The 11936-nt window shown below is 73.0% G+C and carries 13 protein-coding genes; 2 read left to right on the forward strand and 11 right to left on the reverse strand.

What is annotated here, in order from left to right; all coding sequences use genetic code 11:
* Positions 1-25: 25 nt before the first annotated feature.
* From J8M51_RS19350 to J8M51_RS46130, 3 genes are all read right to left on the reverse strand, one after another.
* The gene (locus J8M51_RS19350; protein ID WP_086763804.1) at positions 26-751 is read right to left on the reverse strand and encodes a TetR/AcrR family transcriptional regulator; all 726 of its coding nucleotides are present in this window, start codon (positions 749-751) and stop codon (positions 26-28) included.
* Positions 752-971: 220 nt separating this feature from the next.
* Positions 972-1937 (reverse strand): AurF N-oxygenase family protein, encoded by a 966-nt coding sequence (locus tag J8M51_RS19355; RefSeq protein ID WP_086761235.1) that lies wholly within the window; start codon positions 1935-1937, stop codon positions 972-974.
* A gap of 72 nt (positions 1938-2009) precedes the next feature.
* Positions 2010-2282, reverse strand: coding sequence for a hypothetical protein (locus J8M51_RS46130; protein ID WP_143673373.1), 273 nt, complete (start codon positions 2280-2282; stop codon positions 2010-2012).
* Between the two features lie 39 nt (positions 2283-2321).
* Between J8M51_RS46130 and J8M51_RS19360 the strand changes: the two genes are divergently transcribed.
* Positions 2322-2951, forward strand: a complete 630-nt coding sequence (locus tag J8M51_RS19360) for a hypothetical protein (protein ID WP_086761233.1) — start codon at positions 2322-2324, stop codon at positions 2949-2951.
* On the opposite strand, the gene J8M51_RS19365 is transcribed toward J8M51_RS19360, so the two are convergent.
* From J8M51_RS19365 to J8M51_RS19395, 7 genes are all read right to left on the reverse strand, one after another.
* Positions 2944-3477, reverse strand: a complete 534-nt coding sequence (locus tag J8M51_RS19365) for a DUF3291 domain-containing protein (protein WP_086761231.1) — start codon at positions 3475-3477, stop codon at positions 2944-2946. The two genes, J8M51_RS19360 and J8M51_RS19365, sit on opposite strands and share 8 nt — an antisense overlap.
* 136 nt (positions 3478-3613) lie before the next feature.
* Positions 3614-5074, reverse strand: a complete 1461-nt coding sequence (locus J8M51_RS19370; RefSeq protein ID WP_216590787.1) for a penicillin-binding transpeptidase domain-containing protein — start codon at positions 5072-5074, stop codon at positions 3614-3616.
* On the reverse strand, positions 5071-6555 hold the full coding sequence (locus J8M51_RS19375; RefSeq protein ID WP_267299336.1) for an FtsW/RodA/SpoVE family cell cycle protein: 1485 nt from the start codon (positions 6553-6555) through the stop codon (positions 5071-5073). The genes J8M51_RS19370 and J8M51_RS19375 overlap by 4 nt, the downstream gene beginning before the upstream one ends.
* A gap of 54 nt (positions 6556-6609) precedes the next feature.
* On the reverse strand, positions 6610-6969 hold the full coding sequence (locus J8M51_RS19380; RefSeq protein ID WP_086755880.1) for an SH3 domain-containing protein: 360 nt from the start codon (positions 6967-6969) through the stop codon (positions 6610-6612).
* A 132-nt stretch (positions 6970-7101) separates the two neighbouring features.
* Complete coding sequence (locus tag J8M51_RS19385) at positions 7102-8370, reverse strand: sensor histidine kinase (RefSeq protein WP_179203103.1); 1269 nt, start codon at positions 8368-8370, stop codon at positions 7102-7104.
* Complete coding sequence (locus J8M51_RS19390) at positions 8367-9188, reverse strand: hypothetical protein (protein WP_398856466.1); 822 nt, start codon at positions 9186-9188, stop codon at positions 8367-8369. The genes J8M51_RS19385 and J8M51_RS19390 overlap by 4 nt, the downstream gene beginning before the upstream one ends.
* A gap of 109 nt (positions 9189-9297) precedes the next feature.
* Entirely contained in the window at positions 9298-9801 is a 504-nt protein-coding gene (locus J8M51_RS19395) for a protein-tyrosine phosphatase family protein (protein WP_086755881.1), read from the reverse strand.
* A 119-nt stretch (positions 9802-9920) separates the two neighbouring features.
* Here J8M51_RS19395 and J8M51_RS19400 point away from each other — a divergent pair, with 119 nt between their 5' ends.
* Positions 9921-10724, forward strand: a complete 804-nt coding sequence (locus tag J8M51_RS19400; RefSeq protein ID WP_267299337.1) for a nuclease-related domain-containing protein — start codon at positions 9921-9923, stop codon at positions 10722-10724.
* 228 nt (positions 10725-10952) lie between these two features.
* Here the strand turns inward: J8M51_RS19400 and ligD are convergent, their stop codons facing one another.
* On the reverse strand, positions 10953-11834 hold the full coding sequence (gene ligD, locus J8M51_RS19405; RefSeq protein WP_086760825.1) for a non-homologous end-joining DNA ligase: 882 nt from the start codon (positions 11832-11834) through the stop codon (positions 10953-10955).
* Positions 11835-11936 lie beyond the last annotated feature (102 nt).

An 11936-nucleotide genomic window follows, 5' to 3' on the forward strand; every position in this document is an offset into this window, starting at 1 on the left:
TGTCACAGCCGTCGGCCCACCGGTGTCACAGCAGGTGACCGGCGTCGCCGACCACGGGCAGGACGCGGCGGGCCAGGGCGGCGACGGCGCCGTCCGGGGTCTCGACGGTGAGGGCGTGCCGTACGACGGCGGCGGTCTGCGGGTCGCGTCCGGCGGTGGCCGTGAGACAGGCGATGAACTGCTCGACGAGCCAGTCGCGCAGCTCGCCGACGTCCGGCCGCTTGCCCTCGTCGAGCCAGATCAGCGAGGCGGCCTCCACGGAGGTGATCCACATCCGGACGGTCATCCGCAGCGGCAGGCCCGGCTCGGCCACGTCGATGTGGCGCAGGATGTGGTCGGCGGCGGCGCGCCGCACCCCGTCCACGATGGCCGTCGCCCGGGACGTCTCCACGACGCTGCCGCCCTGGAGGAGGGCGCTGAAACCGGTGTCGTGCGTGTCGACGAAGGCCAGATACCGGTCGAGGGCGCGGGCCAGGCGGCTGGTGAGGGGGCCCTCGGCGGGCTCGTCGAAGCAGTGCTCCAGCTCCTCGGCGGCCGAGCGCAGGGCCGCCTCGTAGAGCTGCTGCTTGCCGCCGGGGAAGTAGCGGTACACGAGGGGGCGCGAGACGCCGGCCGCCTCCGCCACGTCGTCGAGCGACACGTCCTCGGGCGCGTGGTGCGCGAACAGCTCCAGCGCGGCGTCCAGCAACTGGCTGCGCCGCTCTTCCACGCTCAGACGGCGGTACGCACGGGTGGGGGCCTCGGACGTCATACCCGCAGGGTAGTCGGGGGCGCGCTCACGGGGTGGGGGGTGCGGGTTCGTGGGCGGGTGCGGGCCGGTGGGGCTTCTCGCGCAGTTCCCCGCGCCCCTGAGAAGCAGGGGCCGCGCCCCGTGCTTTCTTCAGCCCGCAGGGGCCTGGTCTTTCAGGGGCGCGGGGAACTGCGCGACCAGCCCCCACCGGAGCCGCATCCGCCCACGAACCCGCACCCACCTACGCCAGCAACCCCGAAGACCTCCACATCCGCCGCCCCACACCCCGCAGCACCCCGATGTCGTCCAGGAAGTCGGTCAACCGCTTCGCGCCCGTCTGCATGACCTCCCGCCGGTGCCCGCTCGCCCGCACCTGGGCGACGGCGACCCGCTGGTCGAGGCCGATGTTCGAGTAGACCTCGGGGTTGACGAACGCGACGGCGAAGACGCGGGCGAACTCGCCGGAGGTGACCCGGGTGAAGCTCCGGGACAGCCGGGGAGCGGTCACCATCTGGCGGCGCAGCTCCTCACGGGCGTACCGCACGTGCCGGGCCTCCTCGACCACATGGATACGGGTGACTCCCCGGACGAGCGGCTGGACCCGCTCGTCGGGGAAGGTCAGCCGCTGCATCCAGTCGAGGATCTCCTCGCCGAGGAGCGTCGCGGTGAAGGAACCGGGGGTCGTGGAGACCGTCTTGAAGAGGCGGCCCATGTTCTGGTGCAGCCGGCTCACCGGGTAGTACGGGGTGTCCCCCTTGCTGATCAGCCGGGCGAACATCTTCGAGTGCCGGCACTCGTCCTCGATCTCGGTGAGCGCGTAGCGCACGTGCGCGCTGGTCGCGGCCTTGTCGTAGATGTGCCGCACGAGCAGCTGCATGAGGATGATCTCGAACCAGATGCCGAGGGAGGCCAGCGCCGCCGCCTCGTGCCGGGACAGGGCGATCCGCTGCTCCTCGGACATCTTCCGCCACAGCGGTGTCCCGTAGAGGGAGACCAGCTCCGGCGGCCAGTACCACTTCCCCTCCTCGAAGGGGGCGTCCCAGTCCAGCTCCTTGTCCGGGTCGAAGGAGTGCTTCGCGGAGGACACGAGCAGCCGTTCGGCCACCTGTTCGCGGTCTTTGAGGAGTCCGAGCGCGTCGCGCAGGACCTCCGCCTCCGACACGGGATTCGTCGAGTGCGCGGAGTTCACCGAGGTCACCGTAGTCATGCCGTCGCAGCTCCTCGTACGGGATTTCAGGGAGTCACCGGGGTGCGTTACCAGCGGTCACCGCTTATGAGACTACTTGTCAGCAAGGCCGTCAATCCTTTGGGCACCACTTGTGTGGAGTACCGTGCTGGCGTGTCCATGCCTCCACCGCCCCAGCAGCCAGGCCCTTACGGTCAACAGCCGTACGGTCAGCAGCCCCAGGGCCAGCCCGGTCCGTACGGTCAGCAGCCCCAGGGCCAGCCCGGTCCGTACGGTCAGCCGTATCCGCAGCAGCCGCCGCAGCCCCAGCCGTACGGGCAGCAGCCGTACCCGCCGCAGCAGCAGCCGCACGGTGGGCCGCCCCACCCCGGCGGATGGCAGCCCGCGCCGCCGCCGAAGAGCCGGGTGGGGCTGATCCTCGGGATCGTCGGCGGGGTCGTCGCTCTCGCGGTGGTCGGCGCCGTGGGCCTGTGGGTCGTGGGGACACAGAGCACGAGCGGATTCCCGGAGGCCGAGTACCGGCTCGTGCTGCCCGACACCGTGCTGGACGGTGAGTACAAGCTGGCCCAGGATCTCTCCGACACCACCGGGAAGCAGGTGGAGAAGGAGGCGGACGGCGCCTTCGACGCCCGTGACGTCACCGCCGCCGTCGCGCAGTACGCGCCCCAGGAGGACGGGGCGCAGGGTGCGTTGATCGTCTCGGGCATGTACGGGCGGTTCAAGAACACCGACGCCGCCCGCGACAACATGCTCAAGGGCGCGGCCGGGGTCGACACGATCACGGTGGCCGTGCCGCCCGAGGACTACACCCCGGACGGCTCGGACGTCACCATCAGCTGTCAGGTCGTCACCCAGGACCAGGCCGGCAGCGAGGTCACCTACCCGATGTGCGCCTGGGCCGACGGCAACACCGGGGCGTCCGTCGCCGAACTGAGCACGGCGAGCGTCGGGCAGGACCCCGAGAAGGTGGACGTGGAGGCCTTCGCGAAGCGCACCCTCCAGGTCCGCGACGAGATACGGAAGCCGATCAGCTGACGGCGGAGGTGTCCGGCGCGACGGGCGCCGCGCCCGCTTCGGGCCCTGCCTCCGCCGGTCCGGCGGGCCCCGCCGGACCCGCCGGGTACGACGTACGCAGGGTGAACGCGTACGGGGCCGGGCCGTGGGCCCGGAGGTGGAGGATCCGTTCCTCCGCCTCGGCGACGGTGGGCCGGTGCCCGGCCGGGACCCACCACAGGGCGGTCGCCGCCTCCGCCAGCCGCTCGAACCACTCCCGCCTGCGGGACAGCAGCTCCCGGTGCTGCCCCTGGTACATGAAGGCGGTCAGGGCGTCGGTGTCCCGCCACACCGACATGTTGATGATCAGCCACTCGTCACCGAGGACGGGGATGTCGGTCGCGTTGCCGGAGTCGCTCTGCAGGCGCCAGACGAAGCCGTTCGCGCGGTCCGCGACCGCGTTCACCGGGTCCAGGGCGTCGACGAAGTCCTTCAACTGCGGGGAGTCCAACGGGGCTTTGAGGCGGGCGATGTTGACCTGGGCGAGTTCGTACGTGGCGGGAGTCATGGCCGAACGGTAGGCCGGGCGGGTCCGGAGGTGACAGTGCTCATCTCGGCCGGTGGTCATGGTCCGCAAGGCGCGCGCCGGTGGGGGCGGGCCGCGCAGTTCCCCGCGCCCCTGACGGGGCGGGGCCCGGAAGCCCTCAGTACCGCCCCAGCACCGCCCTCATCACCTCCCTCGCGATGGGTGCCGCGTCACCGCCCCCGCTGATGTCCCCCCGTACGGCCTCCGCGTCCTCCACCACCACCGCCACGGCCACCTCGGGCTCGACCGCGCCGTCGGACTGGGCCCAGCCGATGAACCAGGCGAAGGGGGTGCCGGAGTTGCCGATGCCGTGCTGGGCGGTGCCGGTCTTGCCGCCGACGGTGGCGTGGCGCAGGGCGGCGTTGGCGCCGGTGCCGTCCTCCACGACGCCTCGCATGAGGTCGCGCAGCCGCCGCGCGGTGGTCGGGTTCATGGCCCGGCGCAGGGGGTGCGCGCCGGAGCCGGCCACCGGGCGGCCGCTCGCCGTGGTGGTGCGTTCGACGAGATACGGTGACCGCACCGAGCCCCCGTTGGCGACGGCCGCCGTGACCAGCGCCATCTGCAGGGGCGTGGCCCGGGTGTCGTACTGGCCGATGGAGGAGAGCGCCAGCTGCGCCCGGTCCATCTCGGTGTCGAAGCTGCTGGGCGCGACCGAGAAGGGGATGCGCAGACCGGGGTCGTTGAAGCCGAAGGCGCGGGCCGAGTCCGTCATGGCGCCGAGCCCGACGTCCACGCCCAGCCTGGCGAAGACCGTGTTGCAGGACCACTCGAAGGCGTAGCGCAGCGAGGCGTTCTCGCAGCCGTCGACCTCGTTGGACAGGGATGTCCTGGTGCCCGGCAGGGTGTACGGGTCGGGGGAGCGGGTCGGGGCGTCGAGGTCCGTCACCACCCCGGCGTCCAGCGCGGCGGCGGCCGTCACCACCTTGAACGTCGAACCCGGCGGATAGGTCTGCCGCACCGCCCGGTTGAGCATCGGCCTGCCCGCGTCCCCGTTCAGCCGCGCCCACGCCTCGGTCGCCGCGCGCCCGTTGCCGGAGAGCACTCCGGGGTCGTACGACGGCCGGGAGACCAGGGCCAGGACGCGCCCGGTGGCCGGTTCGAGCGCGGCGACCGCGCCCCGGCGGGCGCCGAGCCCCAGATAGGCCGCGCGCTGGGCCGCGTCCCGGAGCGTGGTGACGACCTGGCCGCCGGCGTTGCGGTCGCGGGTGAGGTCGTTCCACAGGGGGAGGAACGACAGCAGCGGGTCGCTGCCGTCCAGGAGCGGGTCCTGCGCGTGCTCCAGGAACGTCGTCCCGTACTCCTGAGAGGCGAAGCCGGTGACCGGCGCGTACAACGGGCCGTCGCGGTAGGTCCGTTCGTAGCGGAGCTGCTCCCCGGTGTCCTTCGAGCCGGTGACCGGGCGCCCCTCGACCACGATGTCCCCGCGCGGCTGGCCCCAACGGGCGATCACCTGGCGGCGGTTGGCGGGACTGTCGTCGTAGGCCCGGGACTGGACGACCTGGACGCGGGTGGCGTTGACGAGCAGGGCGAGCAGCAGCAGGGCGCAGAGGGCGGCGGCGCGCCGGATGTACTTCGTCATACGCCCCGACCCTCCCGGCCGCTCCCCGACTCCGCCGCCCCGCCGCTCTCCTCCCGCTGCCCCTCCTGGCCGGGATCGGCGAGCGGTGGCCCAGTATCGGCGAGCGGTGGCCCGGGATCGTACTGCCGTCTCGCGGAGTCGCTCATCCGCATCAGCAGCGCCACGATGATCCAGTTGGTGACGACGGAGGAGCCGCCCTGGGCCAGGAACGGCATCGCCATACCCGTGAGGGGGATGAGGCCGGTGACCCCGCCCGCGATGACGAAGACCTGGAGGGCGACGATCGAGGCGAGCCCCGTGGCCAGCAGCCGGCCGAAGGGGTCGCGCAGGGCGAGGCCCGTGCGGAAGCCGCGCTCCACCAGCAGGGCGTAGAGCAGGAAGATCGCGGCGAGTCCGGCGAGCCCCAGCTCCTCGCCCGCCGTGGCCAGGATGAAGTCCGACTTGGCGGCGAAGCCGATCAGCACGGAGTGGCCGAGGCCCAGACCCGTGCCGAGCAGCCCGCCGGCCGCGAACGCGAAGAGGGACTGGGCGAGTTGGCCCGCACCCTGGCCCGCCTCGATCGACGCGAACGGATGCAGCCAGTCCTCGACCCGGCTGTGCACATGCGGTTCGAGCCGGCCGACGGCCACCGCGCCCACACATGCCAGCAGCAGCCCCACCGCGATCCAGCCGGTGCGGCCGGTGGCCACGTACAGCATGATCACGAACAGGCCGAAGAACAGCAGCGAGGTGCCCAGGTCCCGTTCCAGGACCAGGACACCGACGCTCAGCAGCCAGATGGTGACGATCGGGCCGAGGACGCGTCCGGTGGGCAGTTGGAGGCGCGTGAAGCGCCAGACCTGGCGCCCGGCGTACGCCAGCGCGTTGCGGTTCGCCGCGAGATAGCCGGCGAAGAACACCGCGAGCAGCACCTTCGCGAACTCGCCCGGCTGGAGCGAGAACCCCGCGATCCGCACCCAGATCCGGGCCCCGTTGACCGGCGGGAACAGGATCGGCAGCGCCAGCAGGGCCAGCGCCGCGACCACCGACACGTACGCGTACCGCCGCAGCACCCGGTGGTCGCGCAGCAGCGCCACGACCGTGATGAACAGGGCCACCCCGAGCGTCGACCAGTTCAGCTGCGCGGGTGCCGCCTGGTCGGCCGGGGTCTCCAGGTCGAGCCGGTGGATCAGCACCAGCCCCAGGCCGTTGAGCAGCACCGCGATCGGCAGCAGCAGCGGATCGGCGTACGGCGCCCGCAGCCGCACCGCCAGATGGGCCAGCAGCGCGAGCACGCCGAGCCCGGCGCCGTAGTCGCCGGCGCCGGGCGGGACGGTGCCGTTCTTCGCCAGACCGACGGCGCAGTAGCCGGACACGGAGAGCAGGACGGCCACGACGGTGAGGGTGAACTCGACGCCTCGGCGCCGGAGCAGGCGTACGGCGGGTGGCGGGGACGGGTCGGAGGGATCCGCCGCCAGGGTCGTTCCGGCCTTGGTGGTCATGCCCGGAACTTACCCATATAGGACCTTTTTGGGGTGCCTTGCGCGCTCTGTCGCTCAGGCGTCGCACCAGCGCGGCGTCTTGAAGGGCTCGATGTAGCGGGCCGAGCCCCAGGCCCAGGTGCCGTCGACGAGCAGATACCACTGCCGGACGCCGTCGACGCTCTGGCCCTGGGTCCGGCAGTAGATCTTGACGATCTCGCCGTGGCGCGCGACCCGGATGACCGACCCGCCGCGGGTCGGCGCGCTCCGTAGGATCAGGCCGGTACGGGCGACGACCTCGCCCTTGACGATCTGCTTGCTCTCCCGCGGGTCCTCCGCGCCGACGCCGAGCGCGGGAGTCGTGGCCGCGAACGCCACCAGGGCGCCACCGGCAGCCGCTATACCGAACCGCATGAGCAGAATCCGCAGGGACATCTGAAGCTCCTCCAGAAGAAAAAGGGGGCGAGTCTGACTATTCGCCACGCTAGGAGGAGGGCGGGCGGGGCGCCTTTTCCAATGGGCCATCAGGGCGGCGCGCCCCTTTTGGGGGCGCGGGGAACTGCGCGATCAACCCTCACTCACCGGAAGCCGCAATACGGCCAACGCACCCCCACCCGGAGCGTTTTCGAATCCCAATCGCGCTCCCAGGACTTCCGCCTGTCCCACCGCGATGGTGAGCCCCAGCCCATGCCCCTTGGCGGAGCCCTCGGTCCGAAACCGCTGAGGCCCGCCCTGCACGAGGTACTCCGGAAACCCGCCCCCGTGATCCCGAACACTCACGACGGCCCCCTCCACGGTCACCACCACCGGTGGCCCCCCGTGGTTGTGCGCGTTGGCCACCAGATTCCCCAACACCCGCTCCAGCCGCCGCCGGTCCGTCTCCACCCACGTGTCCTCGACGACCCGCACCTCCGTCTCCCCGCTCGCCTGTGCGGCCACCCGCTGCGCCAGCACCCCCAGCCGGATCGTGTCCACCTCCAGCCGCTCGCTGCCCGCGTCCAGCCGGGAGATCTCCAGCAGATCCTCGGTCAGCGTCCGCAGCGCGGAGACCCGGTCCCGCACCAGCTCCGTCGGCCGCCCCGCCGGCAGCAGCTCGGCCGCCGCGTGCAGCCCGGTCAGCGGTGTCCGCAGCTCATGGGCGACGTCCGCGGTGAACCGCTGCTCGCTCAGCAGCTTCCGCTGCAGCGTGGACGCCATGGTGTCGAGCGCGGCGGCCACCGCGGCGACCTCGTCGCGGTACCGCCGCGGGTCCGTCGTCCGGGGGTCGCCGACCCGCGCGTCCAGGTCGCCCGCGCTGATCCGCCGGGCCACCTGCGAGGTCGCCCGCAGCCGCCGGGTGACCCCGCTGACGCCGAGCGCGCCCACGATCAGCGTCACCCCGATCGCGAGCGCCGAGGAGCCGAGGATGGCCCGGTCCAGGTTCTCGATGGTGGCGGCGCTCTGCGCGTAGTCGATCTGTACGGCGAGGGCACGGCCGTCGGCCGGCGCGGCGGCCCACATCGTGGGGTAGCCGTGGGCGACCCCGACCATCGTGCCGCGCCGCCCGCTCACCGCCAGCTCGCGCAGCGGCTTCGGCAGCCCCGGGGCGTCGATCCCGGTCAGCGGCGGCAGCCGGTTCCCGGCCTCGTACGCCCGTACCGCCTCGTCGAGCCGGACGAGCGCCCGGGAGCGGGCGTCGCTCACCGTCCGGTTGGTCACGGAGACATGGACGAGGGCGCCGAGCAGCGCGGCCAGCCCACAGCACATGACCGTGATGAAGGCCAGCGCCTTCCAGGTGAGCGAGGAGGCCCGGCGCCGCAGGCCGAACCGTTTCCGCGCGGACCCCGGCGCGCTCACCGCGGGCTCGTCGAGGGGGAGGTCGCGGGTGTCGTGGAGGGCGAGGGCGAGGGCGAGGACGACGGCGTCACGGTGGGCGGGACCGGCTTCGCCGACGCGCCGCCCACCCGCAGGATCTCGTCCCGGGTGAGCAGCATCGCCAACTGGTCCTCGTCCCAGGTCCACTGGGTGCGGTACTCGTAGCCGACGATCCCCGCGGGCGAGCGGATGATCACCGTCCGCCCGGCCAGTTCGACCGCGATCACGGCGTCGTCGCTGGCCAGCACCTGCACCAGCCGGTCCGCCTGGAAGGTGTACATCCGCACCGCCGTCTGGTTCCCGGGCAGCAGCCGGAACCCGAGCACCATGTCGTCGCGCCCGTCACCGGTGAGGTCCCGGTAGTAGGCCTTCAGGACGGGGCACCGGGCACGGTCCCCGCCACCGGCCCCGCCGCTGTCCGTCTCGCCGCCGTCGTCTCCGCAGTCCGCCATGCGCGCGGCCGTCCCGCCGTAGGGCGCCCCGGACCCCGTGTACACATCGGGGTGCGCCGCGATCTCCGCGCGTACGACCGCCACCGGGTCCACCTCGCGGATGTCCTCGCCGGGGGCCCGGACGCCCTTGACGACCTCGGTCTCGGCCTCGCCGTAGTCGTAGGCGGGGGAGGAGGCGGGCGGCTCCCCGGGCCACAGCCGGGTCGGGCCGCTCGCGGTGGGCGTGGCGCCCGCGCTCACCAGACCCCCGGAGTCGCCGCAGGCGCCCAGCAGCAGGGTGGCGGCCAGGGTGGCCGACGCGCCGGCGGCCACGCGCGCGCGGTGCCGGTGCCGGTGACGGGGGGACACGGGACTCCTGGGGGCGTCGTTACGATCCCGTACACCCTATTCGTCCGCACCCCCTATACGTGCGGAACCCCTCCGTCCGCCCCGCTGCTCCGCCGTCCGGGCCGCGCCCTCATGTCAGCTCCTCCAACTCCTCCAGGAGCCGGACCGTCGCCAGGCCGGTGTGCAGATACTCCACGAACAGCTCGTTGTGCAGCGCCCACGGCGAACGGCGGGTGCGGATCAGCCGGATCGCCTCCTCGGGGGAGTGCCCGTCGCGGATCAGCGCCTGCGCGACGACCAGACCCGACCGGTTGTACCCGCTGTAGCAGCGCACGAGGACCCGCTTGCCGTCCTCCAGCGCGTCGCACGCGGCCTGCGCGAGCCGCAGCACCCCCGCCAACTGCGTACCGTCCAGCGGTCCGTCCGGGATCGCCCACACATGATGCTCGACGCCCTCGTCCGGCCCGTACCCCGGAAGCCGCAGCAGCGTCAGCACCAGGTCGAACTCATCGTGTACGACCGCGAATTCGATTCCCCCGGCACCGGTCCGCCGCGCGAACTCGTGCCCGCCCATCCACAGTCCGGGCACGATCTCGCTCCACGGTTCCCCCGGCGCGGGAACATCGGGTCGCATCCTGCGCGTCCGCAACGGCGCCTCCCCAAGCCCCTGACGGCGGGTCGTCACCCCAAAGGTAACCGGGTTCTTGCCGATGGAGCACCCCGCCTGTTCCCATGGTCGTGGGGTGATGGTGCATGAGCGGACTGCGCGTCATACCGACCTGGCGGCACGGACGGGAGCGTCTGTACGTGTGCCGCGCCGACGGGCGGAACCTCGCCTGGTACGACCGTGAGGCGGGCCGGGTGAACCTCCTCGCCGAGGAGTACGGAGAGGATGTGCTGGCCGTTCTCGGCCCCTTCATCGCGGGCCCGGTCGCGGTGGGCCCGCCGCCCGTGCCCACCCCCGCCGAGCTGGTCCGGCTGAGTCTGCACCCCGACGACGACCTGGCCCCCAACCGCCCCGGCGAGGCCCTGCTGATCGCCCTCGACCGCGCCCCCGGACCACCGCGCCGGCTGCGCCCCGACCCGCGCCGCCGGGCCCTCGCCGCCGAGCAGACCGTCGGCGACGCGCTGGACCGGCTGGAGGGCGCCGGCTGGCACACCGTGCACTCCGTGCCGCTGCCCGGCGGCGACCGCATCCACCACCTGCTGCTCGGTCCCGGGGGCCTGTACTGCGTGCGGTCCCTGTACGCCCGCAGGCAGCGTGTCGTCGTCACCGACCCCGTGGTCGCCGTGGGCCGGCGTGAGCCCCGCGCGCTGCTGCGCGGGCTGCGCGCCGACGCCGACCGCGCCTCCTACGCCCTCACCGCCGAGGTCCGCCCCGTCCTCGCCCTCGTCGAACCCGCGGCCCTCGACATCGCCACGCCCCTGCGCGAACTCCGCGTCCTGCGCGACACGGACCTGCGCGAACTCGCCCGCGCCGGAGGGGTGTTGAAGCCCGCGGACGTGGAGGGCCTGCACGCTATGGCCCGCGACCGGCGGACGTGGGCCCGGGTGTAGACCACGTCGGTGGCACGGCTGGGCTGTGGGCTACGTCGGTGGTGCAGCCAGGGCGCGGGCCGCGCCGGTGGTGTGGCCGAGGTGCGGGCCATGCCGGCGGTGCGGCCGGGAGGCAGGCCACGCCGACGATGCGGCCGGGATGCTGGCCACGCCGACGGCGCGGCCGGGGCGTAGGGCACGTCGACGGACGGTGCCGCCGGGGTGCAGGCCCCGTCGGCGGTGGCGCCGTCACGGCAGCGCGTGTGTCGCCTCCGGGTCCAGGAGCGGGGCCAGCAGGTCGCCGTGGTCCTGGAGGCGGGGCGCGATGTCCTGGGCGCGGAACACCAGCCGGTCGGGGGAGGCGCACTCTTCCACCTCGGCCCAGGTCACCGGCGCGGAGACGGTCGGCTCGGCGCGGGCGCGCAGGGTGTAGGGCGTGGCGGTGGTCTTGCGGGCGGCGTTCTGGCTCCAGTCGACGAAGACCTTGCCGGGGCGCAGACTGCGGGTCATCCGGTGGACGACCAGGCGCGGCAGCGCCTCCTCCGCCTCCACGGCCAGCCGCTTGGCGTACTCCGACACCCGCTCCGAGGACGCCCCGCGCACCGCCGCCAGCAGATGCAGCCCCTTCGACCCGGACGTCTTCGCATGCGCCTCGATCCCGTCCGCCGCGAGCCGCTCCCGCAGCCAGCGGGCCACCTCGCAGCACTCGACGACCGTCGCGGGCGCCCCCGGGTCCAGATCGAACACCAGCCGGTCGGCCTCGTCGGAGCCACGGACGGTCCACTGCGGGGTGTGGTACTCGGCGACCAGGTTCGACGCCCACATCAGGCTCGCCAGATCCTGCACCAGCACCATCCGTGCCGGGCCCTCCATCCGCCGCACCTCGGCCGTGGTGACCCAGTCCGGGATGCCCGGCGGCACGTTCTTGGTGAAGAACACCTGACCGCCCGGCCCGTCCGGATAGCGAAGGAACGACACCGGCCGGTCGCGCAGATGCGGCAGCAGAGCGTCCGCCGTCGTCGCGTAGTAGTGCAGCAACTCGCCCTTGGTGAAGCCCGTCGCCGGGTGGAGGACCTTCTCCAGGTTGGAGAGGGCGACCCTGCGGCCCTCCACCTCGGTGATCGGTGTCATGGGAGCCAGAGTCCCATTTGGTGCGGTTGGCGGCAAAGGGTACTTATTGGGTGGGCGCCCGGGGGTTGGGTGCTCGTCGGTTGGGCGGGCCCGGGGTTGGGT

Origin of the sequence: Streptomyces griseiscabiei, from assembly GCF_020010925.1 — a bacterium.
Lineage (GTDB): Bacteria > Actinomycetota > Actinomycetes > Streptomycetales > Streptomycetaceae > Streptomyces > Streptomyces griseiscabiei.

Coding starts and splice junctions, on each gene's coding strand:
- J8M51_RS19350 (WP_086763804.1), bottom strand. CDS start 751: ATGACGTCCGAGGCCCCCACCCGTGCGTACCGCCGTCTGAGCGTGGAA.
- J8M51_RS19355 (WP_086761235.1), bottom strand. CDS start 1,937: ATGACTACGGTGACCTCGGTGAACTCCGCGCACTCGACGAATCCCGTG.
- J8M51_RS19365 (WP_086761231.1), bottom strand. CDS start 3,477: ATGACTCCCGCCACGTACGAACTCGCCCAGGTCAACATCGCCCGCCTC.
- J8M51_RS19370 (WP_216590787.1), bottom strand. CDS start 5,074: ATGACGAAGTACATCCGGCGCGCCGCCGCCCTCTGCGCCCTGCTGCTG.
- J8M51_RS19375 (WP_267299336.1), bottom strand. CDS start 6,555: ATGACCACCAAGGCCGGAACGACCCTGGCGGCGGATCCCTCCGACCCG.
- J8M51_RS19380 (WP_086755880.1), bottom strand. CDS start 6,969: ATGTCCCTGCGGATTCTGCTCATGCGGTTCGGTATAGCGGCTGCCGGT.
- J8M51_RS19395 (WP_086755881.1), bottom strand. CDS start 9,801: ATGCGACCCGATGTTCCCGCGCCGGGGGAACCGTGGAGCGAGATCGTG.
- J8M51_RS19400 (WP_267299337.1), top strand. CDS start 9,921: ATGAGCGGACTGCGCGTCATACCGACCTGGCGGCACGGACGGGAGCGT.
- ligD (WP_086760825.1), bottom strand. CDS start 11,834: ATGACACCGATCACCGAGGTGGAGGGCCGCAGGGTCGCCCTCTCCAAC.